The 26,222-nt window shown below is 71.5% G+C and carries 30 protein-coding genes; 11 read left to right on the forward strand and 19 right to left on the reverse strand.

All coding sequences use genetic code 11. From position 1 onward, the window contains the following. The first annotated feature begins 131 nt into the window (after positions 1-131). On the forward strand, positions 132-602 hold the full coding sequence (locus tag ACZBH1_RS16435; RefSeq protein WP_463646948.1) for an Lrp/AsnC family transcriptional regulator: 471 nt from the start codon (positions 132-134) through the stop codon (positions 600-602). Between the two features lie 18 nt (positions 603-620). Here the strand turns inward: ACZBH1_RS16435 and ACZBH1_RS16440 are convergent, their stop codons facing one another. Next, on the reverse strand, positions 621-1,616 hold the full coding sequence (locus ACZBH1_RS16440; RefSeq protein WP_463646949.1) for an EamA family transporter: 996 nt from the start codon (positions 1,614-1,616) through the stop codon (positions 621-623). A 75-nt stretch (positions 1,617-1,691) separates the two neighbouring features. On the opposite strand from ACZBH1_RS16440, the gene ACZBH1_RS16445 reads away from it, so the two are divergent. Continuing rightward, positions 1,692-2,246 (forward strand): CGNR zinc finger domain-containing protein, encoded by a 555-nt coding sequence (locus ACZBH1_RS16445; RefSeq protein ID WP_463646950.1) that lies wholly within the window; start codon positions 1,692-1,694, stop codon positions 2,244-2,246. On the opposite strand, the gene ACZBH1_RS16450 is transcribed toward ACZBH1_RS16445, so the two are convergent. Continuing rightward, a complete protein-coding gene (locus tag ACZBH1_RS16450) occupies positions 2,206-3,105 on the reverse strand; it encodes an alpha/beta fold hydrolase (RefSeq protein WP_463646951.1) in 900 nt (299 codons plus the stop codon). The two genes, ACZBH1_RS16445 and ACZBH1_RS16450, sit on opposite strands and share 41 nt — an antisense overlap. 86 nt (positions 3,106-3,191) lie before the next feature. On the opposite strand from ACZBH1_RS16450, the gene ACZBH1_RS16455 reads away from it, so the two are divergent. Beyond that, entirely contained in the window at positions 3,192-3,923 is a 732-nt protein-coding gene (locus tag ACZBH1_RS16455) for a 3'-5' exonuclease (protein ID WP_463646952.1), read from the forward strand. Between the two features lie 78 nt (positions 3,924-4,001). On the opposite strand, the gene ACZBH1_RS16460 is transcribed toward ACZBH1_RS16455, so the two are convergent. The 3 genes from ACZBH1_RS16460 to glgA all read right to left on the reverse strand — a co-directional run bounded on the left by ACZBH1_RS16460 (position 4,002) and on the right by glgA (position 6,378). After that, on the reverse strand, positions 4,002-4,253 hold the full coding sequence (locus ACZBH1_RS16460) for a type B 50S ribosomal protein L31 (RefSeq protein ID WP_336397889.1): 252 nt from the start codon (positions 4,251-4,253) through the stop codon (positions 4,002-4,004). Between the two features lie 136 nt (positions 4,254-4,389). After that, a complete protein-coding gene (locus ACZBH1_RS16465) occupies positions 4,390-5,175 on the reverse strand; it encodes an ABC transporter ATP-binding protein (protein ID WP_336397888.1) in 786 nt (261 codons plus the stop codon). A gap of 9 nt (positions 5,176-5,184) precedes the next feature. Then, the gene (glgA, locus tag ACZBH1_RS16470; RefSeq protein WP_336397887.1) at positions 5,185-6,378 is read right to left on the reverse strand and encodes a glycogen synthase; all 1,194 of its coding nucleotides are present in this window, start codon (positions 6,376-6,378) and stop codon (positions 5,185-5,187) included. A gap of 77 nt (positions 6,379-6,455) precedes the next feature. On the opposite strand from glgA, the gene ACZBH1_RS16475 reads away from it, so the two are divergent. The 3 genes from ACZBH1_RS16475 to ACZBH1_RS16485 are packed head-to-tail and all read left to right on the forward strand — an operon-like array spanning position 6,456 to position 9,136. Then, positions 6,456-7,700, forward strand: coding sequence for a glucose-1-phosphate adenylyltransferase (locus ACZBH1_RS16475; protein WP_336397886.1), 1,245 nt, complete (start codon positions 6,456-6,458; stop codon positions 7,698-7,700). Positions 7,701-7,743: 43 nt separating this feature from the next. Further along, the gene (gene serB, locus ACZBH1_RS16480) at positions 7,744-8,385 is read left to right on the forward strand and encodes a phosphoserine phosphatase SerB (RefSeq protein ID WP_463646953.1); all 642 of its coding nucleotides are present in this window, start codon (positions 7,744-7,746) and stop codon (positions 8,383-8,385) included. A 43-nt stretch (positions 8,386-8,428) separates the two neighbouring features. After that, positions 8,429-9,136, forward strand: coding sequence for an alpha/beta fold hydrolase (locus tag ACZBH1_RS16485; RefSeq protein ID WP_463646954.1), 708 nt, complete (start codon positions 8,429-8,431; stop codon positions 9,134-9,136). 22 nt (positions 9,137-9,158) lie between these two features. On the opposite strand, the gene fabG is transcribed toward ACZBH1_RS16485, so the two are convergent. Next, positions 9,159-9,869, reverse strand: coding sequence for a 3-oxoacyl-ACP reductase FabG (gene fabG, locus ACZBH1_RS16490; RefSeq protein WP_336397883.1), 711 nt, complete (start codon positions 9,867-9,869; stop codon positions 9,159-9,161). A gap of 130 nt (positions 9,870-9,999) precedes the next feature. On the opposite strand from fabG, the gene ACZBH1_RS16495 reads away from it, so the two are divergent. The 4 genes from ACZBH1_RS16495 (at position 10,000) to ACZBH1_RS16510 (ending at position 12,061) form a co-directional block, all read left to right on the forward strand. Beyond that, entirely contained in the window at positions 10,000-10,503 is a 504-nt protein-coding gene (locus tag ACZBH1_RS16495) for a DUF4190 domain-containing protein (RefSeq protein ID WP_336397882.1), read from the forward strand. A 66-nt stretch (positions 10,504-10,569) separates the two neighbouring features. Then, on the forward strand, positions 10,570-10,938 hold the full coding sequence (locus ACZBH1_RS16500) for a DUF3099 domain-containing protein (protein WP_336397881.1): 369 nt from the start codon (positions 10,570-10,572) through the stop codon (positions 10,936-10,938). After that, a complete protein-coding gene (locus tag ACZBH1_RS16505; RefSeq protein ID WP_463646955.1) occupies positions 10,935-11,165 on the forward strand; it encodes a hypothetical protein in 231 nt (76 codons plus the stop codon). Before ACZBH1_RS16500 ends, ACZBH1_RS16505 begins: the two co-directional genes overlap by 4 nt. Before the next feature lie 17 nt (positions 11,166-11,182). Beyond that, the gene (locus ACZBH1_RS16510) at positions 11,183-12,061 is read left to right on the forward strand and encodes an SURF1 family cytochrome oxidase biogenesis protein (RefSeq protein WP_463647069.1); all 879 of its coding nucleotides are present in this window, start codon (positions 11,183-11,185) and stop codon (positions 12,059-12,061) included. 27 nt (positions 12,062-12,088) lie between these two features. Here ACZBH1_RS16510 and ACZBH1_RS16515 read toward each other — a convergent pair whose 3' ends face one another. Then, positions 12,089-13,687: an ABC-F family ATP-binding cassette domain-containing protein gene (locus ACZBH1_RS16515; protein ID WP_378880642.1), complete on the reverse strand. Its 1,599-nt coding sequence runs from the start codon at positions 13,685-13,687 to the stop codon at positions 12,089-12,091. Positions 13,688-13,889: 202 nt separating this feature from the next. Here ACZBH1_RS16515 and ACZBH1_RS16520 point away from each other — a divergent pair, with 202 nt between their 5' ends. Further along, positions 13,890-14,537, forward strand: a complete 648-nt coding sequence (locus tag ACZBH1_RS16520) for a biotin transporter BioY (protein WP_336397877.1) — start codon at positions 13,890-13,892, stop codon at positions 14,535-14,537. A 62-nt stretch (positions 14,538-14,599) separates the two neighbouring features. Here the strand turns inward: ACZBH1_RS16520 and ACZBH1_RS16525 are convergent, their stop codons facing one another. From ACZBH1_RS16525 to sufB, 12 genes are all read right to left on the reverse strand, one after another. Next, on the reverse strand, positions 14,600-15,631 hold the full coding sequence (locus tag ACZBH1_RS16525) for an ABC transporter substrate-binding protein (protein WP_463646956.1): 1,032 nt from the start codon (positions 15,629-15,631) through the stop codon (positions 14,600-14,602). Between the two features lie 21 nt (positions 15,632-15,652). Further along, entirely contained in the window at positions 15,653-16,477 is an 825-nt protein-coding gene (locus tag ACZBH1_RS16530; protein ID WP_336397875.1) for an ABC transporter ATP-binding protein, read from the reverse strand. After that, positions 16,474-17,490: a FecCD family ABC transporter permease gene (locus ACZBH1_RS16535; RefSeq protein ID WP_463646957.1), complete on the reverse strand. Its 1,017-nt coding sequence runs from the start codon at positions 17,488-17,490 to the stop codon at positions 16,474-16,476. The genes ACZBH1_RS16530 and ACZBH1_RS16535 overlap by 4 nt, the downstream gene beginning before the upstream one ends. Next, positions 17,487-18,497, reverse strand: coding sequence for a FecCD family ABC transporter permease (locus tag ACZBH1_RS16540; RefSeq protein WP_463646958.1), 1,011 nt, complete (start codon positions 18,495-18,497; stop codon positions 17,487-17,489). Before ACZBH1_RS16540 ends, ACZBH1_RS16535 begins: the two co-directional genes overlap by 4 nt. Then, positions 18,494-19,438, reverse strand: a complete 945-nt coding sequence (locus tag ACZBH1_RS16545) for a siderophore-interacting protein (RefSeq protein ID WP_463646959.1) — start codon at positions 19,436-19,438, stop codon at positions 18,494-18,496. The genes ACZBH1_RS16540 and ACZBH1_RS16545 overlap by 4 nt, the downstream gene beginning before the upstream one ends. A gap of 57 nt (positions 19,439-19,495) precedes the next feature. Continuing rightward, positions 19,496-20,857, reverse strand: coding sequence for an MFS transporter (locus ACZBH1_RS16550; RefSeq protein ID WP_463646960.1), 1,362 nt, complete (start codon positions 20,855-20,857; stop codon positions 19,496-19,498). Continuing rightward, on the reverse strand, positions 20,854-22,017 hold the full coding sequence (locus ACZBH1_RS16555; protein ID WP_442928186.1) for a MalY/PatB family protein: 1,164 nt from the start codon (positions 22,015-22,017) through the stop codon (positions 20,854-20,856). Before ACZBH1_RS16555 ends, ACZBH1_RS16550 begins: the two co-directional genes overlap by 4 nt. An 86-nt stretch (positions 22,018-22,103) precedes the next feature. Next, on the reverse strand, positions 22,104-22,433 hold the full coding sequence (locus ACZBH1_RS16560; protein ID WP_318352910.1) for a metal-sulfur cluster assembly factor: 330 nt from the start codon (positions 22,431-22,433) through the stop codon (positions 22,104-22,106). Positions 22,434-22,442: 9 nt separating this feature from the next. Further along, positions 22,443-23,243: a Fe-S cluster assembly ATPase SufC gene (gene sufC / locus ACZBH1_RS16565; protein WP_336397870.1), complete on the reverse strand. Its 801-nt coding sequence runs from the start codon at positions 23,241-23,243 to the stop codon at positions 22,443-22,445. A 15-nt stretch (positions 23,244-23,258) separates the two neighbouring features. Further along, complete coding sequence (locus ACZBH1_RS16570; RefSeq protein ID WP_336397869.1) at positions 23,259-23,588, reverse strand: non-heme iron oxygenase ferredoxin subunit; 330 nt, start codon at positions 23,586-23,588, stop codon at positions 23,259-23,261. After that, a complete protein-coding gene (gene sufD, locus ACZBH1_RS16575; protein ID WP_336397868.1) occupies positions 23,585-24,772 on the reverse strand; it encodes a Fe-S cluster assembly protein SufD in 1,188 nt (395 codons plus the stop codon). Before sufD ends, ACZBH1_RS16570 begins: the two co-directional genes overlap by 4 nt. Next, positions 24,773-26,191 carry a Fe-S cluster assembly protein SufB gene (sufB, locus tag ACZBH1_RS16580; protein WP_336397867.1) on the reverse strand — a complete coding sequence of 473 codons (1,419 nt, stop codon included), beginning with the start codon at positions 26,189-26,191 and terminating at the stop codon, positions 24,773-24,775. Between the last annotated feature and the right edge of the window lie 31 nt (positions 26,192-26,222).

The following is a 26,222-nucleotide window of genomic DNA, read 5'->3' on the forward strand; positions in this document are numbered from 1 at the left end:
CTTCGCGTGCGCCGGCTTCGTCGCCGACTGATTCGAGGCTACGTCCGCCAGGCACCTCGCTCAAGCATCTGCGTTCGACTTGAGCATGTTGACAACTATCACCCCCCGGAGGCGTGCTAACGTTTCGCACTATGGGTGCCCTCGATCACGTCGACCTGGAGCTTCTCGCCGCGCTCTCCGCGGACCCCCGCGCGACCGTCGTCGCCCTCGCGGAGCGGCTCGGACTGTCGCGCAACACCGTGCAGGCGAGGATGGGCCGGCTCGAGCGCGCGGGCGTCTTCCTCTCGTACGAGCGCGCCATCTCCTCCGCCTCGCTCGGCTTCCCCATCGAGGCGTTCATCAGCGTCATCGTGCGCCAGGCGGATCTGCCCCGCATCGCGGTGGAGCTCGCGCGCGTGCCGGAGGTCGTCCAGGCGCACGGCCTGTCGGGTCAGGTCGACCTGCTGGTGCGGGTCGCGTGCCGCGACACGCAGCACCTCTTCGACACCGACGCCCGCATCCTCGCGATCGAGGGCGTCGAGCGCACCGAGACCTCGCTCGTCATGGGCGAGGTCATCCCCCACCGCGTCACGCCGCTGATGGAGCTCGCGCGACGCGAGTGATCGCCGGCGAATACGCGGTCAGGAGATGACCGCGGCCTCGCCCCTCGGATTCCCGCTCGAGGACGCATCGGCGCGCACGAGCACCACGCCCGCGAGGAGAAGCGCACCGCCCACGAACTGGATGGGCGCGGGCACCTCCGCGAGGAAGATCCAGGCGAACGCGAGCGCGAACAGCACCTCCGACAGCCCGACGAAGGACGCCACCCGCGAGCCGATGCGCGGGACAGCCATGACGCCGAACGCGTAGCCGAGCGTCGTGGCGACGCCGGCGACCCAGAGGATCGGCATCCACCACGGCACTTCCACGCCGGCGAGGACGACGTCGACGGCGGGCGCCCGGAACGGCATGAGGCCGGTGAGGCACAGCAGGCCCATCACCAGCGCGCCCGTCAGCAGACCGCTCGCCGCCAGCGCGAGGGGCGGAAGGTCGTCGCCGGTCCGCTCCGAGATCACGAAGTATGCGCACACGCACACGGCCGCCGCGAGCGCGAACAACGTGCCCAGCAGGTCGAACGACGCCCCGGAGATGTCGACGACGAGCACCAGGCCGGCGATCGCGACGACGGACCCCCACAGCACGAGGCCGGACGGGCGCCGGCGGGTGCGCAGCCAGACGGCGGCGACGAGCATGACCGGCGCGAGGTACTGGATCAGCAGCGCGACGGCCACGGGCATCCGCTGCATGGCGGAGAAGAAGAACAGCTGGCAGCCGAGCACCGGCATCAGGCCGAATCCCACGATGAGCCGCCAGTGCCGCCGCAGGAATCCCGGCTGCCGCCTCATCGCGAGCAGCAGCGCCGGCGACAGGACGAGCCCTGCGACCCCCATGCGCACGAGCAGCGCCGCCCCGAGCGACCAGCCCACCTCGAGCAGGGGTTTGACGAACGGACCGCTCGACGAGAACGCGAGTGCGGACGCGATGCCGAGCAGCAGCCCGGTCGTGCGCAGCCGAGCGCCGGAGGCGACGGCCGCGCCGGGGGCGATGACGGGGAGGGGCGCGGTCGAGGCGGTCATGGGCGGCATCCGACTGTCAGGAGTGAAACGTGCTTACACTGGTGACGGTACTCGCGTCGGACGTCAGGAGTCAACATGGTTTTCATCCATGACACGCAGCAGAGCCTGCGCGCCGCCGCGTATCTGGTCAACACGATGCCCGGACGCGACGGCGACGACACCCTCACCACCGCCGACGACTTCGAGGAGTACCTGCGGGTGAACCCCTACACGGGAGCGATCCGGCGCGACGAGACCGAGCTGTCGGCCCTGCGCGCCATCCGGCCGCGGCTGCGCCGGCTCTGGGAGGTCGACCGCGACGGCGCGGTGCCGCTCGTGAACGGGATGCTCCGCGACGGGCACGCCCTCCCCCGCCTCGTCATCCACGACGGGTTCGACTGGCATGTCCACGCCACGAGCGACGACGCACCGCTGGCCACGCGGGTCCTCGTCGAGGCGGCGATGGCCTTCGTCGACGTCATCCGTGCCGACGAGTACGACCGCGTGCGGATCTGCGCGGCCGACGACTGCGACGGCGTCTACGTGGACTACTCGAAGAACGGCTCGAAGCGCTACTGCGACACCGGCAACTGCGGCAACCGGATGAACGTCAACGCGTACCGGCGTCGGAAGGCGCGACAAACCGCGTGATGGCGCCGGCCGCGGTCGCCGGCGTCTCGTAGTGGATGAGGTGCCCCACGTCGGCGATCTCGACGAGCTCGGCCGCCGGGAACATGGTCGCCAGGCGCCGCTCCGCCTCGATGGGGGTGATGTCGTCGCGCTGCGCCGCGACCAGCAGCGTCGGCTGCGCGATGCGCGGAGCGAACGCGCGCACGTCGTGCGAGACGGACGCGACGAACGCGTCGCGCAGCACGTCGCGATCGGCGAAGCGCGAGAAGTAGGTGTCGTGCTGATCGTGCACGAAGCGACGGATGCCGCGATCCCTGGTCTTGGCCATCGACTCGCTCATCACGCGCACGATCAGGCCGTTGCGCAGCAGCGCCTCGCCCAGCCGCCGGGGAAGCCGCGCTCCTGCCCAGTAGTAGAACACCGCGAGCCGCGTGAGGATGCCCCGCGGCCCCTCCAGCGCGGGGGCGCCGATGGGGTTGACGAGGATCACCCGCGGGGTGTCCAGCCCGCCCGCCACGGCGGCCGCCACCACGATCGACCCGAACGAGTGACCGAGGATCACGGCGCCGGGGGCGACGGCACGCGCGAACTCCTCCAGCCACTGCGCATACAGCGCGAGGTCGTGCGTGCGGCCGGGGACGGGCGGCGTCTCGCCGAACCCGGGCAGATCGGGTGAGATGACGCGGATACCGGGAAGGTGCGCCACCACCGGCTCGAGACCGTGGTGCTCGCCGCGGAACCCGTGAACCGCGACGATCGTGGTCGGCGCGTCGGCCGGCCCGTAGACCCAGTACGCGGTGGTCCCTCCCAGCACGCTCGCCTCGTGCCGCTCGACGGGGATCTCATCGAGCAGACGCGCGTACGGGTTGACGGAGGTCACCCGTCGAGTCTACGAGCCCGCCGCGTGCCCGCATCGCGCGGAGCGCCTGACCCGGGATGTCGGAGCCGGCGCATACCGTGAGCGGCATGAGCCACCGGCATCCCGATCAGCTGGCGTTGTGGGATGTCCCGGAGTGGCTCCAGGTGGTCGGGGTCTTCGACCTCGAGACCACGGGGGTCGACGTCACGGCCGACCGCATCGTCACCGCGCACGTCGGGCTCCTCGACGCCGAGGGCGGGGTGATCCGCGCCCGCGACTGGCTCGCCGATCCGGGGGTCGAGATCCCCGACGGGGCCAGCGCCATCCACGGCATCTCCACGGCGCACGCCCGCCGCCACGGGCGCGGCGCGCGCGAGGTCATCGACGAGGTCGTCACGGCGCTGCGCGCCCTGCTCGACGCCGGCATCCCGGTGGTCGCCTACAACGCGCCCTTCGATTTCTCGATGCTGAAGTACGAGGCGCTGCGCCACGGCGTCCCGCCCATCGAGAGCCCGTCGCCGGTGATCGACCCGCTCGTCGTCGACAAGGCGTACGACCGCTGGCGCCGGGGCAAGCGCACGCTCGAGGTCGTCGCCGCCCACTACGCGGTGCGCCTCGACGCCGCCCACGAGGCCTCGGCGGACGCCGTGGCGGCGGGCCGCGTCGCGCAGGCCCTCGCCGAGCGCTTCGCGCCCTGGCTCCCCACGACCGTGCACGAGCTCCACACCCGGCAGATCGGGTGGGCCCGCGCGCAGGCCGAGAGCCTGACGGAGTACTTCATCCGCGTCGGGCGTATCGACCCCGACGACCGGCTCGATGGCCGCTGGCCGATCCGCTGACGCCGCACACGCAGAAGACCCCGCGCGGGGCGGGGTCTTCCGGGGCGGCGGACCGTCGACGGTCCGATGCGCGGCGGCTTACTTGGTGCCGAAGTTCTTGAAGCGCTGGTTGAACTTCTCGACGCGGCCGGCCGAGTCCATGATGCGCTGCTTGCCCGTGTAGAACGGGTGCGAGGCCGACGAGATCTCGACGTCGATGACGGGGTACTCGACGCCGTCGAGCTCGATCGTCTTGTCGCTCGACACCGTCGAGCGGGTGAGGAAGGTCTCGCCCGAGCCGAGGTCACGGAACACGACGGCCTGGTAGTCCGGGTGGATGTCAGTCTTCATGATGGTCCTTTGAGGATGGTGCCCTGGATTTTGCCAGGGCGGTCAAAGTCTGCGGTGCTTGCGCACCAAAGAGCGAGTCTACCAGCCCCGGGCCCGCTCGCCGAACCGCCGTTCCACGGCGCGCGAGCCGGACGGGTCAGTGTGCGGCACGGGCGGCGTAGCGGCCGCCGTCCTCGCTCAGCCGGATGGGCACGCCGAAGGTCTCGGTGAGCGCGTCCGCGGTGAGGGTCTCGCCGACGGGGCCGGATGCCACCGCCTGGCCGTCGCGCAGCAGCAGGACGTGCGTGAACCCGACCGGGATCTCCTCGACGTGGTGCGTGACCATGATCATCGCCGGCGTCGTCGGCGCCTGCGCGTACCCGCCCAGCAGGATGAGCAGCTCCTCGCGGGCGCCGAGGTCGAGGCTCGCCGTGGGCTCGTCGAGGAGCAGCAGCTCGGGGTCGGTCATGACGGCCCGCGCGATCTGCACGCGCTTCTGCTCGCCGTCGCTGAGCGTTCCGAACGTGCGATCGGCGAGATGGTCGAGCTTCCACTCGGCGAGCACGCGCAGGGCGCGCCGCTCGTCGATGTCCTCGTAGTCCTCGCGCCAGCGTCCGAGCACCGAGTACGCCGCGGTGAGCACGACGTTCAGCACCGTCTCCTCCGGGGGCACCCGACGGGCCATCGCGGAAGAGGCGAAGCCGATGCGGGGGCGCAGGTCGAAGACGTCGGTGCGGCCGAGCCGCTCCCCCAGGATCGTCACGGTGCCGGACGTCGGGTGCAGCAGCGTGTCGGCCATCTGCAGCAGCGTCGTCTTGCCGGCGCCGTTCGGCCCGAGGATCACCCAGCGCTCGTCGTCGGAGACCGTCCAGTTCAGGTGATCGACGATGTTCCGAGCGTTTCGGCGGACGACGACGTCGGAGAACTCGAGCACCTCAGGCATGCCGACAGCCTATCGGCCGCCGGCGGCCACCTCCGCGTACAGCGCCGCCGTCTGCTCGGCGATGCGCCGCCAGCTGAACTCCTCGGTCGCCCTCCGGCGCCCTGCCGCGCCGTACTCGCGGGCACGCTCGGGATCGCTGACGACCTCGGTCAGCACGCGAGCGAGATCCGCGACGAAGCGCTCGGGATCGGTGGGGGTGCCGGTGCCGTCCTGCACCTGCTCGATGGGCACGAGGCGCCCCGTCACGCCGTCGACCACGACCTCCGGGATGCCGCCGGTCGCCGTGCCGACCACCGCGGCGCCGCACGCCATCGCCTCGAGGTTGACGATGCCGAGCGGCTCGTACACCGACGGGCAGACGAATGTCGTCGCGGCGCTCAGGATCGTGCACAGCTCGTGGCGTGACAGCATGCGGTCCAGCCACACGACGCCGTCGCGGCTCTGCTGCAGGCCGCGCACGAGACCCTCGACCTCGGCCATGATCTGCGGGGTGTCGGGGGCGCCGGCCGCGAGGATCACCTGCACGTCGGCGGGAAGGCGCTCGGCCGCACGGAGGAAGTACGGCAGGCCCTTCTGGCGCGTGATGCGCCCGACGAAGACCACCGACGGCCTCGCCGGATCGATCCCGAGCTCCTCCAGCAGAGCCGGGTCCTCGACCGGATGCCACGCCTCGACGTCGATGCCGTTGTAGATGACGTGCACGCGGTCGGGGTCCAGCGCCGGGTAGCTGCGCAGGATGTCGGCGCGCATGCCGCCGCTCACGGCGACGATCGCGGCCGCGCCCTCGTAGGACGTCTTCTCGATCCAGCTGGAGACCGCGTACCCGCCGCCCAGCTGCTCGGCCTTCCAGGGGCGCAGCGGCTCGAGGCTGTGGGCGGTGACGATGTGCGGGATGCCGTGCAGCAGCGAGGCGAGGTGCCCCGCGAAGTTCGCGTACCAGGTGTGGCTGTGGACGACGTCGGCGCCGGCGACGTCCGACACGATCTCGAGGTCGGTGCCGAGCGTCTGCACGGCGGCGTTGGCGGCCGCCAGCTCGGACGGCACCCCGTAGGACGTCGTCCCCTCCTCGTCGCGGTCGGCGCCGAAGGCGCGCACCCGGACGTCGATCATGTCGCGCAGCGCTTTGACGAGCTCGGTGGCGTGGACGCCGGCTCCCCCGTAGATCTCCGGCGGGTACTCCTTGGTCACGATGTCGACGCGCATGGCACGAAACCTATTACACCGGCGTGCCCGGGTGTAACGGGTACCCCCGAATCACCCGCCGGGCCTAGGGTGGTGCCATGCCAGCAGCGCCCAAGGTCTTCGGAATCATCCTCGCCGGCGGCGAAGGGAAGCGGCTGATGCCGTTGACCGCGGATCGCGCCAAGCCGGCGGTGCCGTTCGGTGGGCAGTACCGGCTCATCGACTTCGCGATCTCGAACCTGATCAACTCGGGGCTGCGCCAGGTCGTGGTGCTCACCCAGTACAAGTCCCACAGTCTCGACCGCCACATCTCCCAGACCTGGCGGATGTCGGCGCTCCTGGACTCGTACGTCGCGTCGGTGCCTGCCCAGCAGCGCCTCGGCAAGCGCTGGTTCTCCGGCTCGGCCGACGCGATCCTGCAGAGCCTCAACCTGATCAACGACGAGCAGCCCGACATCGTCGTCGTGATCGGCGCCGACCACGTCTACCGCATGGACTTCCGGCAGATGCTCGCGGCCCACATCGAGTCCGGCGCGCGCGCCACGGTCGCCGGCATCCGGCAGCCGATCGCACTGGCGAACCAGTTCGGCGTCATCGACGTCGACCCGGAGGACCCGGGCCGGATCCGCGACTTCCTCGAGAAGCCGCAGAGTCCCGTGGGGCTGGCCGACGCGCCTCACGAGGTGCTCGCGTCGATGGGCAACTACATCTTCAACACCGACGCGCTCATCGAGGCGGTCGAGCACGACGGCGAGCTGGCGACCTCCAACCACGACATGGGCGGAGACATCGTCCCCTACTTCGTGCAGCGCGGCGAGGCGGGCGTCTACGACATGAACCGCAACGAGGTGCCGGGGTCCACCGACCGCGACCGGTACTACTGGCGGGACGTGGGAACGATCGACTCGTTCTTCGACGCGCACCGCGACCTCATCTCGACGCTGCCGATCTTCAACCTCTACAACACCGACTGGCCGATCCACTCGCAGGCGGTCAACTCCCCGCCGGCGAAGTTCGTGCGCGACTCGGTGGGCCGCATCGGCAACGCGATCGACTCGATCGTCTCGCTCGGATCGGTGCTGTCGGGCACGCACCTCGAGCGCAGCGTGGTGGGGCCGTGGACGCTCGCCGGCGGCGGTTCCACGATCACCGACTCCGTCCTGTTCGACTACGTGCACGTCGGCGCCGGGGCGCGCGTGCACCGCGCGATCCTCGACAAGAACGTCTGGCTCGAGGACGGCGCGACCGTCGGGGTCGACCGGGAGAAGGACCTGGCCCGCGGCTTCACGGTGACCGACAGCGGCATCACGGTGGTCGGCAAGGGCGTGCGCGTCGAACGATGACGGGCGGTCGGGAGCGGCATCCGCGTCCCGCTAGCGTGGAGTCATGCCCGCAGTGCCCGCCCGCTTCCTGGTCGTCCTCGACGCCGACTCGACGCTCATCCGCAACGAGGTCATCGAGCTGATCGCCGACGAGGCGGGCCGCGGACCGGAGGTCGCCGCGGCGACCGAGGCCGCGATGCGCGGCGAGGTCGACTTCGCGACCAGCCTGCGCTCGCGCGTGCGGGCGCTGGAGGGCGTGCCGCTCGCGGCGTTCGCCCGGGTGCGGGCCCGCATCGAGCCGACGCCGGGCGTCGTCGAGCTGATCGAGGCGGTGCACGACCGGGGCGGGGCCGTCGGGGTGGTGTCGGGAGGCTTCCACGAGATCCTCGACACCGTGGCGCCGCAGCTCGGCGTCGACGTGTGGCGCGCGAATCGTCTCGCCACGCGCGACGGGGTTCTCAGCGGCGTCGTCGACGGGGAGATCGTGGATGCCCCGGGCAAGGCCGCCGCCCTGCGGGAGTGGGCGGCCGAGCGCACCGTCCCGCTGGCACGCACCATCGCGATCGGCGACGGCGCGAACGACCTCGAGATGATGGCGGTCGCGGGCCTGGGCGTCGCGTTCAACGCGAAGCCGGCGGTGCGCGCCCGCGCCGATGTCGTCGTCGGACCGGTGGACCTCGCCGAGGTCATCCCGCTGCTGCCCTGACGGTCCTCGCGCGATGTCGGCGGCGAGGCGTAGCGTCGGCGCCATGCACATCATCCTCATACCCGGACTGTGGCTCGACGCGGCGTCGTGGGGCGACGTCGCCCCGGCGCTCGAGTCGGCAGGCCATCGCACGCACCCGCTCACCATGCCCGGAGTCGGCGCGCCGGCCGACGAGTCCGCCGGGATCGGCATCGCCGACTGGGTCGAGGCGGCGGTCGCGGCGGTCGGCCGGCTCGACGGCGAGATCGTGCTGGTCGGGCATTCCGGCGGGGGCAATGTCGCCTACGGCGCAGTGGATGCCCGCCCCGAGCGTGTCGCGCGCGTGGTCTTCCTCGACACCTTCCCTCCCTCCGACGGCGGGTCCGTGTCGGAGTTCCCCGTCGTCGACGGGGTGGTCCCGTTCCCCGGGTGGGACTTCTTCGACGAGCTCGACGTCGCCGACCTCGACCCGCAGACGAGGGCGGATGCCGCGGCCCGCACCCGCTCGGTTCCCGCGCGCGTGCCCACCGACCCGATCCACCTGTCCGACGAGCGCCGGCGCTCCGTGCCCGCGACGATCATCACCGGAACAGTGAGCGAGGCGCAGATCCGCGAGATCATCGCGGCCGCCCCGCAGTGGGCGGCAGAACTCGCGGCGCTGCGGCAGCTCGACATCATCCAGCTCGGAGCAGACGGCGACCCGACCGGTCACTGGCCGCAGTTCTCACGTCCCGGCGCGGTGGCAGAGGCGATCCTGCGGGCCATCGGCTGACCCGTCGACCGGCTCGCGGAGGTCAGTGCCCCATGCCGAGGCCGCCGTCGACCGGGATGACGGCGCCGGAGATGTACGCGGCGTCATCCGACGCGATCCACGCCACGACGCCCGCCACCTCCTCGGCCGACGCGAAGCGGCCGGCGGGGATGTTCTTCTTGTACTCGGCCTGCGTCTCGTCGGAGAGCTCGGCCGTCATGTCCGTCTCGATGAAGCCCGGCGCCACGACGTTCGCGGTGATGCCGCGGCCCCCGAGCTCGCGCGTGAGCGACCGGGCGAAGCCGACGAGGGCGCTCTTGGAGGCGGCGTAGTTGATCTGCCCGGCGGAGCCGTAGAGGCCGACGACGCTCGAGATCAGCACGACGCGGCCCCAGCGGGCGCGGAGCATCCCCTTGGAGGCCCGCTTGACCACACGGAAGGTGCCGCCGAGGTTGGTGGCGATGACGCTGTCGAAGTCGTCCTCGGTCATGCGAAGCAGCAGCGTGTCCTTGGTGATGCCGGCGTTGGCGACGACGATCTCCACCGGTCCGAGCGCTTTCTCGACCTCGGTGAAGGCGGCGTCGACGGCTGCGGCATCCGTCACATCCGCGCGCACCGTGAGGGTGCCTTCGGGGCCCTCACCTGACCGCGCCGTGACGGCGACGCGGTAGCCCTCCGCGACGAAGCGCTCGGCGATGGCGCGGCCGATGCCGCGGTTGCCGCCGGTGACGAGGACGACGCGATCGCTGGACATGGTGGTACTCCCAGGGGTGAGCGGGCGGATCCGCACCAGCCTATCGGCGCGCGAGGGCCCCGCCCGGTCGCGTTTGACACCCCCGACCGCCGCTGGGACGCTGGAGCCAGACATCGAGAAAGGCCTCGCCGTGAGCGACAGCACCCCGCAGAGCCCCCAGAACCCCGAGCCCGGTTCCTACCCGCCGGTCCCGCCCCCGCCGTCCCCGGCGCAGGCGTCGCCCGGCGCGTACCCTCCCGCCTCGCAGGGTGCGTACCCGCCGGCCTACGGCTCGGACCCGGCCGCCGCCCCCGGAGCCGCGTACGGCTCGACGCAGGCCTACGGATCGGCTCCGTCGTACGGCTACGGCTACGGCGCGCCGGCGAAGACCAACACGCTGGCGATCGTCTCCCTCATCTCGTCGATCGCGAGCTTCGTCATCCTCCCCTTCATCGGGTCGATCGTCGGAGTGATCACGGGCCACATGTCGCTCAACCAGCTCAAGACGAGCGGCGAGCAGGGCCGCGGCATGGCGCTGGCGGGCACCATCGTCGGGTGGGTCGGCCTGGGCCTCACCATCCTCGGCATCATCGCCGCCATCGTGTTCTTCTCGTTCTTCGCGGCGATCTACCAGCAGTCCGGCGGAAGCGTCTGACGGAGGCGCCCGGGGAGCCGCTCCCCGGGCGCCCGCACGGTGCAACCGGCGTACGCTGGAAGTACCGTGAAGAGCTCAGGCAACGCCCCGTCTGCGACATCCCTGCCGCGCGCACCGCGCGACGAGGTCGGCGCGCGGTCGGCGCGGTATCTCGTGATGATGGGCATCCGCGTCGCGTGCTTCATCCTGATGGTCGTCATCACGCCGTACGGCTGGTACACGTGGGTGTTCGCCGCCGGCGCGATCTTCCTGCCCTATATCGCCGTCGTCTCGGCCAACGTCGGACAGGAGAGCCGTCGCAACCGCCGAGAGGACCCCGAGCCCGCGCTGCCGGCGCCGTCCTCCGCGCCGCCCGCGGAGCCCTCGCCGCCGCGGGTCATCCGCATCGAGGAGTCGCGTCCGGCGGCCGACGACACGACGGACCGGAGCGCATGACCCTCCCCGAGCCCGATCAGGTCGCCGACGCGATGTGCTCGCGGACAGGATGCCGCGCCGCTGCGCGCTGGCGGATCGACTGGCGCAACCCGCGCATCCACGCCGCCGATCGCCGCAAGACGTGGGTCGCGTGCGACGAGCACGTCGGCTACCTCCGGGAGTTCCTCGCCGCACGGGATTTCCCGCTCTCGGTGGACCCCCTTCTTCCCACGGAGGCCGCGCGATGAGCGGGCGCTCGGTGAGCATGCAGAATCTCCCGCGCGCGGGGCGGTGGGCGATCTACATCACCCTGGCCGTCGTCTTCGCGATCGCGTGCGCGTTCCTGTCCAACTGGCAGTTCTCGCGCAACCAGGAGCGATCCGCCCAGCTCCAGCTGGTGGAGCGCAACTACGACGCCGACGCGGTCCCGCTGGCAGAGCTCATCGCCGACGGCGACGGGCTCGACCCGGCGGACGAGTGGCGTCCGGTCGTCCTTCGCGGGACGTACCTCGCCGACGACGCGCTGCTGGTGCGCAACCGTCCGCACGGCGGCACGTCGGCGTTCGAGGTGCTCGTGCCGTTCCGGCTCGATGACGGCCGCGTGCTCCTGGTGGATCGCGGGTGGGTGCCGCCCGGGCAGGATCAGCCCGTGCCGGACGCCGTGCCCGCTCCACCCGACGGTCCTGCGACGGTCGTCGTCCGGCTCCGGCCGGGCGAGCCTCTCCCGGCGTCGGGCCGCGGCGCGCCCGACGGACAGGTGCCGACGATCAACCTCGGCCTCGTCGCCGAGAGCCTCTCCCCCGCGGCCGGTGACGCCCTCGAGCGCAGTGCCTACGGCGTGATGGTCTCGGAGGAGCCCGCGCCGGCGAGTACGCCCAACGCACTGGAGGCGCCGTCGGACGACCCCGGTCCGCACCTGTCGTACGCCATCCAGTGGATCCTGTTCGCGATCATGGGCTTCGTCTTCATCGGCTACGTCATCCGCACGGAACGCCGCCACCGCCGCGAGGACGCGGAGGACGCGTTGGACGCAGCCGCTGAGAGGGCGGAGGCGACGGATGCCGCGGCCGCGGCGCCATCGCGCCGCCGGCGTGATCGCGATGCGGAGGACGAGGACGCCCTGCTGGACGCCGCCGGGCGCTGACGTCGCCGGCATGCGGCGGCGCGGACGCTACGCGAGGGTGACCAGGTCGGCGTAGTCGCGGCCCCAGATGTCCTCGACGCCGTCGGGCAGGATGAGCACGCGCTCGGGGTTGAGCGCCTCGACAGCGCCCTCGTCGTGCGACACCAGCACCACGGCGCCCTCGTAGTGCGCGAGCGCACCGAGGATCTCTTCGCGCGAGGCGGGATCGAGGTTGTTCGTGGGCTCGTCGAGCAGCAGCATGTTCGCGGACGACACCACGAGCGTCGCGAGCGAGAGGCGCGTCTTCTCGCCGCCGGACAGCACGCCGGCCGGCTTGAGCACGTCGTCGCCGGTGAACAGGAACGATCCGAGCACCTTGCGCGCGTCGGTGGCGGTGATGTCGGGCGCGGCGGACATCATGTTCTCGAGCACCGACCGCGAGACGTCCAGGTTCTCGTGCTCCTGCGCGTAGTAGCCGATCTTGAGCCCGTGGCCCGGCTCGAGCTGCCCCGTGTCGGGCTGGTCGACACCGGCGAGGATGCGCAGCAGCGTCGTCTTGCCGGCGCCGTTGAGACCGAGGATGACGACCTTCGAGCCGCGGTCGATCGCGAGGTCGACGTCGGTGAAGATCTCGAGCGAGCCGTACGACTTCGACAGGCCCGACGCCATGAGCGGCGTCTTGCCGCAGGGCGCAGGCTTCGGGAAGCGCAGCTTGGCCACGCGCTCCTCCTGACGCACCTCGTCGAGCCCGGCGAGCATCTTCTCGGCGCGGGCCACCATCTGGTGGGCCGCCGCGGCCTTGGACGCCTTCGCTCCGAACCGCGCCGCCTGCTGCTGGAGCACGGTGGCCTTCTTCTCGACGTTGGCGCGCTCCTTCTTGCGGCGCTCCTCGTCGGCCACCCGTTGGCGCAGGTAGTTCTTCCAGTTCATGTTGTAGACGTCGATGACCTGGCGGTTCGCGTCGAGGTAGAACACGCGGTTGACCGTCTCGCCGACCAGCTCGACGTCGTGGCTGATGACGATGAGCCCGCCCTTGTAGCCCTTGAGGAACTCGCGCAGCCAGACGACGCTGTCGGCGTCGAGGTGGTTGGTGGGCTCGTCGAGGATCATCGTCTGCGCGTCCGAGAAGAGGATGCGCGCGAGCTCGATGCGCCGCCGCTGACCGCCCGAGAGGGTCTTCAGCGGCTGGTCGAGGATGCGGTCGGGCAGCGACAGGTTGTGCGCGATCGAGGCCGCCTCCGCCTCGGCCGCATAGCCGCCCAGCGCCTCGAAGCGCTCGGTGAGGTTCGCGTACCGGCGCATCGCCTTCGCGGCGACGGCCTCGTCGCCGTCGCCCATGGCGAGGGATGCCTCGTGCATGCCGATCGCGAGCGTGCCGAGGCCGCGGGCGTCGAGGATGCGCGTTCGCGCGAGCATCTCGGGGTCGCCGGAGCGCGGGTCCTGCGGCAGGTAGCCCAGCTCGCCGGAGCGCTCGACCTTGCCGTCCGCGGGGATGAGGTCGCCCGCGAGCACCTTCGTGAGCGTCGTCTTGCCGGCGCCGTTGCGCCCGACGAGGCCGATCTTGTCGCCATCGGAGACGCGGAAGGAGACGTCCGACATGAGCACGCGCGCGCCCACGCGGATCTCGAGGTCGTGCACGGCGAGCACAGCGGATGTCCGTTCCGTCGGTGGGTGGTGGGGCGGCCGAGTGGCCAGCCATCCAGTATACGGGCCTTCGTCGGCCGGCGATCGTCCCGCCCTCGCACCGCAGCCCTCACCTCGGCGGGTGTGGAAGCCGGACAGCGGATCGGCCGATCATTGGTGGACTGCGTCCAACTAGCGGCATCCGTCGCCCCCTAGGCTGAGTCCCATGTCATCCATCGCCGCCGTCCCGACCGCCGCCGCAGGCGCGCGCCGCGTGCTCGCAGACGTCATCGCCCGCCCGTCCTCCCGCGCCCGCGCCTTCGCCCTCGACGCCGGGCTCGTCATCGCCGGCGCCGCCGTCGTCGCCCTCCTCGCCCAGGTCGAGATCCCCCTCTGGCCCGTCCCCATCACCGGACAGACGCTGGGCGTCATCGTCGTCGGCGCCGCACTCGGCGCCTGGCGCGGCGCGGCGGCCCTCACGACCTACATGCTCGTGGGCCTCGCGGGCCTCCCCGTGTTCGCCGGCTTCACCGGGACCCTTGCCGCCGTCGGCAAGCCCAGCTTCGGCTTCGTCATCGGGTTCATCGTCTCGGCGTTCGTCGCCGGCTGGTTCGCCGAGCGCGCATGGGATCGGCGACCCGCCCTCGCCTTCATCGGCTTCGCCGCCGCGAGTATCGTGCCCTTCCTCTTCGGCATCCCCTACATGGCGTTCATCCTCAACGTCGTGATGGGGCTGGACTACTCCTTCGCCGGCCTGCTCGAGGTGGGGCTGCTGCCCTTCATCCTCGGCGGCCTGATCAAGGCGGCCCTCGCCGCCGCGATCATCCCCGGCGCGTGGGCGCTGGTGCGCAAGGCCGACGCCTCCAAGGAGTGATCCCGCGCTCGGACGACGAGGGAGCCCCGGCCGATCGGCCGGGGCTCCCCTTGTTCCAGGCGTCAGCCCTGCGCGACGGCGGTCGCCGTGGCGAGCTTCTCCACGAGGGCGTCCAGCCCCCACGGCAGCGTCAGCGGCGTGGGCGACAGCGCCGAGACGTCTTCGGCGCCCACGAGCGAGGCGACCGCGCCGCTCTGCACGGCGGGGATGAGCTTGCCCGCATCTGAGCCCAGGAACGCGTCGAGCGCGTCCTGCGTCTCCGCGAACGTCAGGATGACGTCGGCATCGATCCGGTCGAGGTTCTCCGGGCTGACCGTGGTGTAGAACGTGCTCTCCCCCGTGTCGAGGTCGGCGACGCTCGCGGGCGTCTGGAATCCGAGGTCCTCGAGGATCTCGACGCGCGGGTCGGAGGCCAGGTACAGGTAGTAGGTGCCCGCCGACTCCGTGGGAACGGCGATCGTCGACTCGGCGAACTCGGGATGCGCCGCAGCCGCCTCGGCGACCATCGCGTCGAGGTCCTCGAGCACCTGCTCGGCCTCGTCCTCCTTGCCCAGCGCCTCACCGACGATCGTGACGACATCGCGCCACGGGGTGGTCCACGGACCGTCGGGGTACGCGACGACCGGCACGCCCGCCTCGGTCACGGCGTCGAACTCGTCCTGCGTGAGACCCGAGTAGGGCGCCAGGAGCACGTCCGGGTCGGTGGCGAGCAGCTCCTCGACCGAGAGCTCGTAGGTCGAGTTGTCGAGGATCGCCGGCGCCTCCCCGCCGAGCTCCTCCAGCCCGTCCGCCACCCACGGAGCCATGCGGTCGTCGCCGCCGGAGTAGTCGTCGGACGGGATCGCGACAGGGACGACTCCCAGCGCCAGGACCGCGTCGGTCGCGCCCCATCCCCACGTCGCGACGCGGGTCGGCGCGGATTCGATCACGGCGTCGCCGAGCGCGCTCGGGATCGTCAGCGGGTAGGCGCCGGTCTCGGACCCCTCGTCGGCCGACGTCTCGGCGGCGGGCGCGCCCGCGCACGCGGCGAGGGTCAGGGCCAGCGCCGTGACCGCAGCCGCGCCGGCGGCGCCACGGGTGAGCTTGCGTGACATGTGGTGTTCCTTTCGATGGTGTCAGGCGTGGTCGGCGGCGCTGTGGGCGCCGCCGGGGACGGGGACGATCAGCGGGGTGCCGGTGAGCGGGTCCGGCATGACCAGGGCGTCGAGCGAGAAGGCCTCGGCGACCACCTCCGCCGTCAGCACATCGGCGGGCGCGCCATGCGCCACAACACGGCCGTGCGACATGACGACGAGCTCGTCGGCGTATCGCGCCGCCAGGTTGAGCTCGTGCAGCACCACCACGATCGTCGTGCCCTGCGTGCGGTTGAGCTCTCGGAGCAGATCGAGCACCTCGATCTGGTGGCTGAGGTCGAGGAACGTGGTCGGCTCGTCCAGCAGCAGGATCCGCGGGTCCTGCGCGAGCGCCATCGCGATCCACGCGCGCTGCCGCTGGCCGCCGGAGAGGTCGCCGACGGGGCGGTCGGCGAGCTCGGTCATCCCCGTGCTCGCCAGCGCCGAGTCCACGATCGCGGAGTCCTCCGGGCTCCACCGTTGGAACACGCCTCGGTGCGGATGCCGACCGCGCGAGACGAGCTCTGCCACGGTGAGCCCCTCGGGCGCCGACGGCTGCTGAGGCAGCAGGCCGACCGCTCGCGCGAACCGCCGCCGCGACAGGGTCGTCGCGTCGACGCCGTCCAGCTCGACGGTGCCCGCCATCGGGGGGCGGAGACGGGCGAGCACGCCCAGCAGCGTCGACTTCCCGCAGGCGTTCGCGCCGATGATCATCGTGACGCGACCCGGGGCGATCGTGAGGTCGAGATCCTCGATCACCCGTCGACCCGGGTAGCCGGCCGACAGTCCGCGCGCCACCAGCCGCGGAGAAAGAGTGTCGGTGCTCACAGGTTGCGTCCTTTCGACGTGCCGAGAAGCCACAGGAGGAAGACGGCGCCGAGCGCACCCGTCACGACCCCGACCGGCAGCTGCAGGCCGGGGATGGCGAACTGCGCGACGAGGTCGGCGGCGGCGAGCAGCGTCGCACCGACGACCGCGCTCGAGCCGACGCCGATGGCCCCGTGCCCGAGCAGCGGTCGTGCGATCGCCGGCGCGCACAGCGCGATGAAGCCGACGGGGCCGATGAACGCGCAGGTCGCAGCGGTCAGGAGCACGGCCGCCCCGACCGCCACCAGCTGCACCCGGGAGGGATGGATGCCGAGTCCCGCCGCCGTCGCGGGTCCCATCTGGTTGATCGGGAGCCAGCGGGCGGACGCGATGACGGCGGGGACGGCGGCGACCCCGACCAGCACGAGCGTCACGACCTGCCACCACGGGGTGGAGGACAGGCTTCCCGTGAGCCACAGCAGCGCGGTCTGCGTCTGCTCGACCTGCGCGCGCACCATGAGGAAGTTCGTGATCGCCGTGCACAGGAACGCCACCCCGATGCCGGCGAGGATCAGCCGGTAGCCGCCGGCGCGCTGGCCCCGCCCCGCGAACAGCAGGAGGACCGCGACGGTGAGGCCGCCCGCGAAGGCGAAGACCGTCAGGACGGGCCCGGTCGTCCCCAGCACCAGCAGGGCGAACACCGCCGCCACGCCGCTGCCGCCCGAGATCCCGAGGAGATCGGGGCTGGCCAGCGGATTGCGCAGCAGCGCCTGGAGCAGCGCACCCGCGGTGCCGAGCGCGGCGCCGGCGGTGAGGGCCATCGCCAGGCGCGGAGCCCGCACCTGGAACACCACGTAGGCCTCGACGCGCTCGCCACCGCCCCACAGCGTCCGCCACACCTGATCGGGCGAGAGCGGGTAGTCCCCGAGCGAGAGCGAGAGCGCGGCGATGAGGACGAGCACCGCGCTCAGCGCCAGCACGACCCAGCGGCGACGGGATCGCGTCCTCGTGCGGACGGCCTCGACGACGCTCACAGCGTGACCTGCTTCCGCCGCAGGACGAGGGCGATGAGCATCGGCGCCCCGAGGAAGGCGACCACGATGCCCGCCTGGACCTCCCCCGGTGGCGCGATGACGCGTCCGATGACGTCCGCCAGCACCAGCACCGCGGCCCCGAGCGGGATGCCGATCAGCACGAGGTCGCGGTAGCTGTCTCCGACGAATGCGCGCAGCGCGTGCGGGACCAGCAGGCCGAGGAACACGATCGGCCCGGCGATCGCGGTCGCCCCGCCGCAGAGCAGCACCGTCGCGAGGATCCCCACCACCCGGGTGCGCGTCACATCATGGCCGAGGCCGCGCGCCGTGTCCTCACCGAGCGCCATCAGGTCCAGTCCGCGGATCGAGACGACCGCCAGCGCGAGCCCGACGACGACCGGCCCGGCCACCGCGGCGACGGCGTCGAGGCCGCGAGCGGTGAGGGCTCCGACCGACCAGTAGCGGTAGACCTCCAGCGCGACGATGTCGGTCGTCAGGATGAGGATCGACACCGAGGTCAGACCGGCGGTGACGGCGGCGCCCGTGAGCGCGAGCTTGGCCGGGTTCGAGCCGTCCGCCCCGCGTGAGCCGATCGCGGCGACGAGGACGGCGGCGGCGGCCGCTCCGGCGAAGGCGAACCACACGAACCCGGCGGGGGTGGTGATGCCGAGGAGGGTGATGGCCGCGAGGACGGCGACCGAAGCCCCCGCGTTGATGCCCAGCAGTCCGGGATCGGCGAGCGGGTTGCGCGTGAGCCCCTGCATCACCGCCCCGGCCGCGGCGAGCGCCGCTCCGGCGAGGATCCCGATCACGGTGCGAGGGATGCGCTGCGTCAGCACGACGGAGTGGTCCGCCCTCGTCAGGTCGGGCGCGGTCAGCGCGTCCCAGACCACCCACGGCGGTATCGGCCGCGCGCCGACTGCCAGGCTCAGGAGCACGGCGATCGCGAGCACGACGAGGGCCGCCGCGAAGATGGCCCGCGCGCGCCGCGTGCGGGCGCCGGTCATTCCTGCCGCTCGGCCTGGCCCAGGCGCCAGTACCCCATGAACGCGACGCGCTTGCGGTCGACGCCGCACCCCTGGACGAGGTGACGGCGCAGTCCCTTGACCATCGCCGCCTCGCCCGCGATCCATGCGTAGAAGTCGCCGTCGGCGTCGGCAGGGCTGTCCCACAGCAGGTCGATGTCCACGTCGACGTCGACGAGGTCCTGCGTCCGCGGCGCCGCGGCCTTGGCGAGGACGTCCGGCGAGGCATCCGTCCAGGCCGACACCGCGGACATCAGGCTCTCGCCGTGCGGCCGGGCGTCGCGGGCGAGCCACGTGACACGGAAGTGGCCGGGCACGTCGAGGTCCAGGCGATCCGCCGCCGTGGGGACCTCGAGGAAGGCGTCCACGTCGTAGGAGTCGTCCAGCGACTCGAGGATGGCGCAGATCGCCGGCGTCGCCGTCTCGTCGCCGGCGAGCAGCACGCGCTGTGCGGTACCGGGATGCCAGTCCAGACCGGAGCGGCGGTCCTCGCTGCGCTCGTCGGGTCCGACGATGACGAGCTCCTGCCCGGCGGCGGCGGATTCCGCCCACGAACCGGCCGGCCCGGCGTCGTGGTGGACGACGAAGTCCACCACCAGCCGGCGCGCGACGGGGTCGATGCGCCGGACGGTGTACGTGCGGAGGGGGCTGCGGGACGCGCCCGGCACCGAGCGCCAGCGGAGGTACCAGCTCCCGTCGTCGACCGCGGCGGGGTCGTCCTGCCCGATGTCGCTGAGGGAGCCGTCGGGCAGCGGGAGGATGAGCTTGATCCGCTGGTCGAGACCGGCGGTTCCGAAGACGTCGAGGTCGGGGCCGGTGAAGGTCACGCGCACGAAGTGCGGCGCGAGCCGCTCGACCGCGACGACGCTGGTCCGGTAGGGACGATAGGCGGGACGTGTGCGGGTCTCGGTCGAAGTGCTCACCCGGTTAGGCTAGCCTTACCTGCCTCGCTCCCCCAAATCGCGCGTCGTCATCCGCCGTCACGCGCGCGCAGCCTCATGGGCGTGGCCGAGACGGAGCCCGGGGATGAGGGCCGCGAGCGCGAGCACGATGCCGATCGCGAACACGGCGGGGAATCCGGCATCCGTCGCCGCCAGCATCGTGAAGACGAGTCCCATCACGGCGATCGACGACGCCGAGCCGACCGCGTCGGAGATCGACAGCGCCGATGAGTTGAACCCCTGGTTCTGCGCCGTCGAGTACGCGAGCGTCAGCACGGTCAGTCGCGGATACATCAGTCCCATGCCGCCGCCGGCGAGCCCCCACCCGGCGATGAGGATCGCCGGGTGCAGCCCGAGGAGCGCTGTGACCGCGGCGACGGTGAGCGAGGCGACGAGCAGCCCGGTGCCGACGAGCGTGATCCGCGCGTTCCCGATCCGGTCGCCGAACCGGCCCTGCACGTCGGCGGCGGCCGCCCACGCGAGTGCCGCGGCGGTCAGGCCCAGACCGGCCCACGTCGGCGAGAACCCGTAGTCGTCGATGAGCAGGTACGGCACGTAGATCTCTGCTCCGAACAGCGCCCCCGCGATCAGCCCGCGCATGAGCACCACGCTGGGAAGACCGCGCGCCGCGCGCAGGGTCCCGCGCGGCAGCAGAGGTCGCGAGGCGAGGGCGATGACGGCGACGGATGCCGCGACCGCAGCTCCCGCCCAGACTCCCAGCTCTCCGGCGAGACTGAGCCCGAGCGCGCCGATCGCCACGGCGACGGCGCACGCGAGCCGTGGCCCGACGCGCCCCGTCGCAGGCTGATCGGTGTGCAGAGGCAGCCCATACAGGCGCGCCACGACCATGACGAACGCGACGACCGTGAGCGCGGCGACACCGAGGAACACCCAGCGCCAGTGGAGGAACTCGGTGACCGCGCCGGCCAGGAACGGACCGATGAGCGAGGGCACGACCCACGCCGCCGAGAACGCGGCGAACACGCGCCCGTGCACGGCGCCCGGGTACACCCGCGCCACCACGACGTACAGCGCCACCGTCTGCCCGCCGGTGCCGAGCCCCTGCACGAGACGGCCCGCGACGAGCACGGGCATGCTCGGGGCGAGCCCTGACAGCACCAGCCCGACGACGAAGAGTCCCACAGCGGTGGTGAGCGGGGCCAGCACGCCGCCGCGGTCGCACCAGGCGCCGACCGCCACCATGCCGATGACGCTCGTGGCGAGCGTGCCCGCGAACGCCACGGCGTAGAGCCGATCGCCGTCGAGGTCTGCGCTGACGACGGGCATGACCGTCGTGATCGCCAGCGACTGCATGGCCGCGAGGAAGATCAGCGCGACGGCGCCGACGGTCACCCAGACGTAGCGCGCCTGCCAGATGCTCGTCTGCGGCGGGCCGGTCACGACCGCGCCAGGGCGCCCAGGCGCTGCACCGCCTCGCGCAGCACGTCGGGTGAGCAGCCGAAGTTCAGACGGACGTGGCCCCTGCCCTCCTCGCCGAAGAGCGGGCCGAAGTGCAGCGCGACCTTCGCATCCCGGAGCACCTTCACTGCGGGGTTCTCGCCCCAGCCCAACGCGGAGAGGTCGATCCACGCGAGGAATCCGGCATCCGGGATCCGGTACCGCGCCGCCGGCACATGCTCGGCGAGGAGGTCGGCCAGCAGGAGCCGGTTCTCGTCGAGGGCCGCCAGCTGCGCGTCGAGCCAGCCGTCGCTCTCCGGAGAGAAGGCGGCGACGGCCGCGAGTGCTCCGAAGAGGCCTGTGCGCCATTCGACCTCGTCGGGCAGGGAGCGCACGACCGCCGCGGTCGCGTCGTCGGCGGTGACCATCAGCGCGCACTTCAGGCCCGCGAGGTTGAACGCCTTGCTCGCGCTCACGACGGCGTACCCGACCCGCGCGGCCGTCGGGGACGCGTCGAGGAACGGCGTGAAGGTGGCGCCGCGTCCGGTGAGGGGGGCGTGGATCTCGTCGCTGACGACGACGGCGCCGTGCTTCGACGCGATCTCGGCGAGAGCCGCGAGCGTCGCGCGGGAGTGGACGGTGCCGGTCGGGTTGTGCGGGTTGCAGAGCAGGATCGCGCGCGCCCCGTCCGCGAACGCCGCCTCGATGCCGGCCAGGTCGAGCTCCCACGCGTCGCCGGTGTCACGGAGCGGCACCCGTTCCACGACCGCGCCCGCCTCGGGCACGCAGTCGTAGAACGGCGGGTAGACCGGCGGCGTCACGACGACGCGGCTCCCGGGCTCGACGACCCGCCGCAGGATCTCGACGACGCCCATCATCACATCGCACGTGGTGCGGATGCGCGCCGGGTCGACGGTCCATCCGAAGCGTCGGTCCGCGAAGCCCGCGTAGGCGTCGCGGATGCCGGGGTCGGGGGGCGTGTAGCCGGTGTCGCCCAGCTCCACCGCCCGCGCGAGCACCGCCGTGACGGCAGGGGCCGGCACGAAGTCCGTCTCGGCGACGAACATCGGCAGCACGTCCTCCGGATACCGGCGCCACTTCGTGCTCGAGCGCCGGCGCAGCTGATCGACGGGAAGTGCCTGCAGGGGGGTGATGACGCTCACCGTTCGAGCCTAGCGACGGGTGCGCCGCCGCATCGCCGAGGCGTCACCGTGCGAAACGTCACCGCCGTCGTGGCGACCAGGCTCGGTCAGATGGCGAAGCCGAGCGCGCGCATCATGTCGCGGCCGTCGTCGGTGATCCGCTCGGGACCCCACGGCGGCATCCACACCCAGTTGATGCGGAACCGCTCGACGACCTCGTCGAGCGCCTGCGCCGTCTGCTCCTCGAGCACGTCGGTCAGCGGGCAGCCGGCCGATGTCAGGGTCATGTGGATGACCAGAGCATCGTTCTCGTCATCCCAGGCGAGATCGTAGATGAGACCGAGATCGACGACGTTGATCCCGAGCTCCGGGTCCATGACGTCCTTCAGGGCCTCGGTGACCTCGTCGTACTTCTCGGGCGTGAGCGTCGCCGTCATGAGACGATCCTACGCTTCGCTGCCGACGGGGGCCTCGGCCGCGGCCGGCTCTTCTTCGCCCGCGGGCAGGAAGCGGTCGTAGCCCTCGTCCTCGAGGCGGTCGGCGAGCTCGGGTCCGCCCTCCTCGACGATACGGCCGCCCACCATGACGTGCACGAAGTCGGGGTGGATGTAGCGGAGGATGCGCGTGTAGTGCGTGATGAGCAGCACGCCGAGGTCGGTCTCGGCCTTGGCGCGGTTGACGCCCTCCGAGACGACCTTCAGCGCGTCGACGTCGAGCCCCGAGTCGGTCTCGTCGAGGACGGCGATCTGCGGCTTCAGCAGCTCGAGCTGGAGGATCTCGTGGCGCTTCTTCTCTCCGCCGGAGAAGCCCTCGTTGACGTTGCGCTGCGCGAACTTCGGGTCCATGCGCAGGTTCTTCATCGACGCCTTGACGTCCTTGGTCCACGTGCGGATCGACGGCGCCTCGCCGTCGACCGCCGTCTTCGCGGTGCGCAGGAAGTTGGTGACGGTGACGCCGGGGATCTCGACCGGGTACTGCATGGCCAGGAACAGGCCCGCGCGTGCGCGCTCGTCGACGGACATCTCCAGGACGTCCTCGCCGTCGAGCGTGATCGAACCGCTCGTCACGGTGTACTTCGGGTGACCGGCGATCGTGTAGGCGAGCGTGGACTTGCCGGAGCCGTTGGGGCCCATGATCGCGTGGGTCTCACCCGTGCGGATCGTGAGCGTCACGCCGTTGAGGATCGGGGTGGTGCCGGCATCCGTCTCGACCGTCACATGCAGGTCGCGGATCTCGAGGACAGACATTGTTCAGTACCTTCTTCAGTTCACTTCGAGCTTGACGGTCGGGTCGATGAGCACGTCATCGCCGTCGACGGTGACCGCGAAGACCGGGACCGGCTCGTACGCGGGGAGGTTGAGGGGCTTTCCGGTGCGCAGCGAGAACGCCGAGCCGTGGGCCCAGCATTCGAGCGTCTCGCCGTCGACGAAGCCCTCGGACAGCGAGATGTCGCCGTGGGTGCAGACGTCGCCGATGGCGTGCACCTCGCCGTTGGAGTCGAGCACGACGGCGATGGCGACGCCGTCCACCTCGACGCGGCGGGCTTCGTCCTGGACGAGGTCGCTGAGGGCGCACACGCGCTGCGCTGTCATCGCACGACCTCCTTGGCGAGTTCAGCCTCGATCGCGGCGAACAGCTCGGTCTCGAGCTCGGCGACGCCGATCTTCTGCACGATCTCCGCGAGGAAGCCGAGCACGACCAGGCGCCGTGCCTCGTCCTCGCCGATGCCGCGGGACTGCAGGTAGAACAGCTGCTCGTCGTCGAAGCGTCCGGTGGCGCTGGCGTGTCCGGCACCGCGGATGTCGCCCGTCTCGATCTCGAGGTTCGGGATCGACTCGGCGCGCGCGCCGTCGGTGAGCACCAGGTTGCGGTTGGCCTCGTACGAGTCCGTGCCGACGGCATCCGGTCCGATGAGCACGTCGCCGATCCAGACGCTGCGCGCGCCCTCCCCCTGCAGCGCGCCCTTGTACAGGACGTCGCCGCTGGTCTCGGCGCCCTTGTGGTGCAGGTACACCTGGCTCTCGAGGTGCTGGCCGGCGTCGGAATAGCTGAGGCCGTACAGCTCGCCGCGCGAGCCGGTTCCGGCGAGCTCGACGCTCGGGTTGACGCGCACGACGCCGCCGCCGAAGCTGACGACCACGTGGCGGAGGGTCGCGTCGCGCTCGACGCGGGCCTGGTGGGATGCCGCGTGCACGGCGTCGTCGTCCCACTCCTGCACCGACACCAGGGTGAGATGGGCGCCGTCGCGGACGATGATCTCGACGTTCTGGGCGTGCTGCGCCGTGCCGGTGTGGCGGAACACCACGGTGGCGTGGGAGTTCGGCAGCGCCTCGACCACGACGTGGGCGTGCGCCAGCCCGCCGGTCCCCCGCAGGTTCACGACGACCGGCTCGGAGAGCTCCACGCCGGCGGGGATGCGCAGCAGCGGCGCCTCGGCCTCCTGCTTCCAGGCGATCGCGGCGGGCAGGTCCTCGGGCTGGAAGACCTCTCCGCGCGGCCGGGTGCCGTGGCCGAGCCGCTCCTGGACCAGCTCGGAGGGCGCCTGGACGTCGACCTGGATCACGCCGTGGGGCGCGGGCTGGTCGGCGAACAGCGGCGCCAGGCGGCTCGTGGGGGTGTGCTTCCAGTTCACCTCACGCCCGGTCGGTGCCTCGAAGGCGGCCGGGTCGTAGGAACGGGGACGCTCGGAGCGCGTCTGCACCGGCACGAACGCACCGGCGCCATCGGAGTGGCCCTTCGCGCCGGGAATGGTGGGGGCCTCGGTGGTGGGGCTCATCTAGCCGACGGATCCTTCCATGCCCATCTCGATGAGCTTGTTGAGTTCGAGCGCGTACTCCATGGGCAGCTCGCGCGCGATCGGCTCGATGAAGCCGCGCACGATCATGGCCATGGCCTCGTCCTCGGGCAGTCCCCGGCTCATGAGGTAGAACAGCTGCTCCTCGCTGACCTTCGAGACGGTCGCCTCGTGGCCGAGCTGCACGTCGTCGACCCGGATGTCGATCGCGGGGTACGTGTCGGAGCGGGAGATCGTGTCGACCAGCAGCGCATCGCAGCGGACGGTGTTGGCCGAGTGGTGGGCGTTGGCGTCGACGCGCACCTCGCCGCGGTAGCCGGCACGGCCGCCCCCGCGGGCGATCGACTTCGAGACGATCGAGGACTGCGTGTAGGGCGCCATGTGGATCATCTTCGCGCCGGCGTCCTGGTGCTGGCCGGGTCCCGCGAAGGCGACCGACAGGGTCTCGCCCTTGGCGTGCTCGCCCATCAGGAAGATCGACGGGTACTTCATCGTCACCTTGGAGCCGATGTTGCCGTCGATCCACTCCATCGTCGCGCCCTCGTGGGCCACGGCCCGCTTGGTGACGAGGTTGTAGACGTTGTTCGACCAGTTCTGGATCGTCGTGTAGCGCACACGGGCGTTCTTCTTCACGATGATCTCGACCACGGCCGAGTGCAGCGAGTCGCTCTTGTAGATCGGGGCGGTGCAGCCCTCGATGTAGTGCACGTACGAGCCCTCGTCGGCGATGATGAGCGTCCGCTCGAACTGGCCCATGTTCTCGGTGTTGATGCGGAAGTAGGCCTGCAGCGGGATCTCGACGTGGACGCCCGGCGGGACGTACACGAACGACCCGCCCGACCACACCGCGGTGTTCAGGGCGGCGAACTTGTTGTCCCCGGCGGGGATCACGGTGCCGAAGTACTCCTCGAAGAACTCCGGGTGCTCGCGCAGCGCCGTGTCGGTGTCCATGAAGATGACGCCCTGCGCCTCGAGGTCTTCGCGGATCTGGTGGTACACCACCTCGGACTCGTACTGCGCGGCGACGCCGGCGACGAGGCGCTGACGCTCCGCCTCCGGGATGCCCAGCTTCTCGTAGGTGTTGCGGATGTCCTCGGGGAGGTCCTCCCACGACTGCGCCTGCTTCTCGGTGGAGCGCACGAAGTACTTGATGTTGTCGAAGTCGATCTCGCTGAGATCAGCCCCCCACGTGGGCATCGGCTTGCGGCCGAAGAGCTGATAGCCCTTCAGACGGGTCTTCAGCATCCACTCCGGTTCGTTCTTGAGAGCGGAGATGCCGCGCACCACGCCCTCGTCGATGCCGCGCTTCGCCACGGCGCCCGCGGCGTCGGCATCGTGCCATCCGAACTCGTAGACACCCAGGCCTTCCAGCTCCGGGCGATCGATCAGCACATCAGTCATCGTCACGTTCTCCTCCGGGCCCTGGCGGTGT

Source organism: Microbacterium sp. ZXT2-5, from assembly GCF_055329545.1.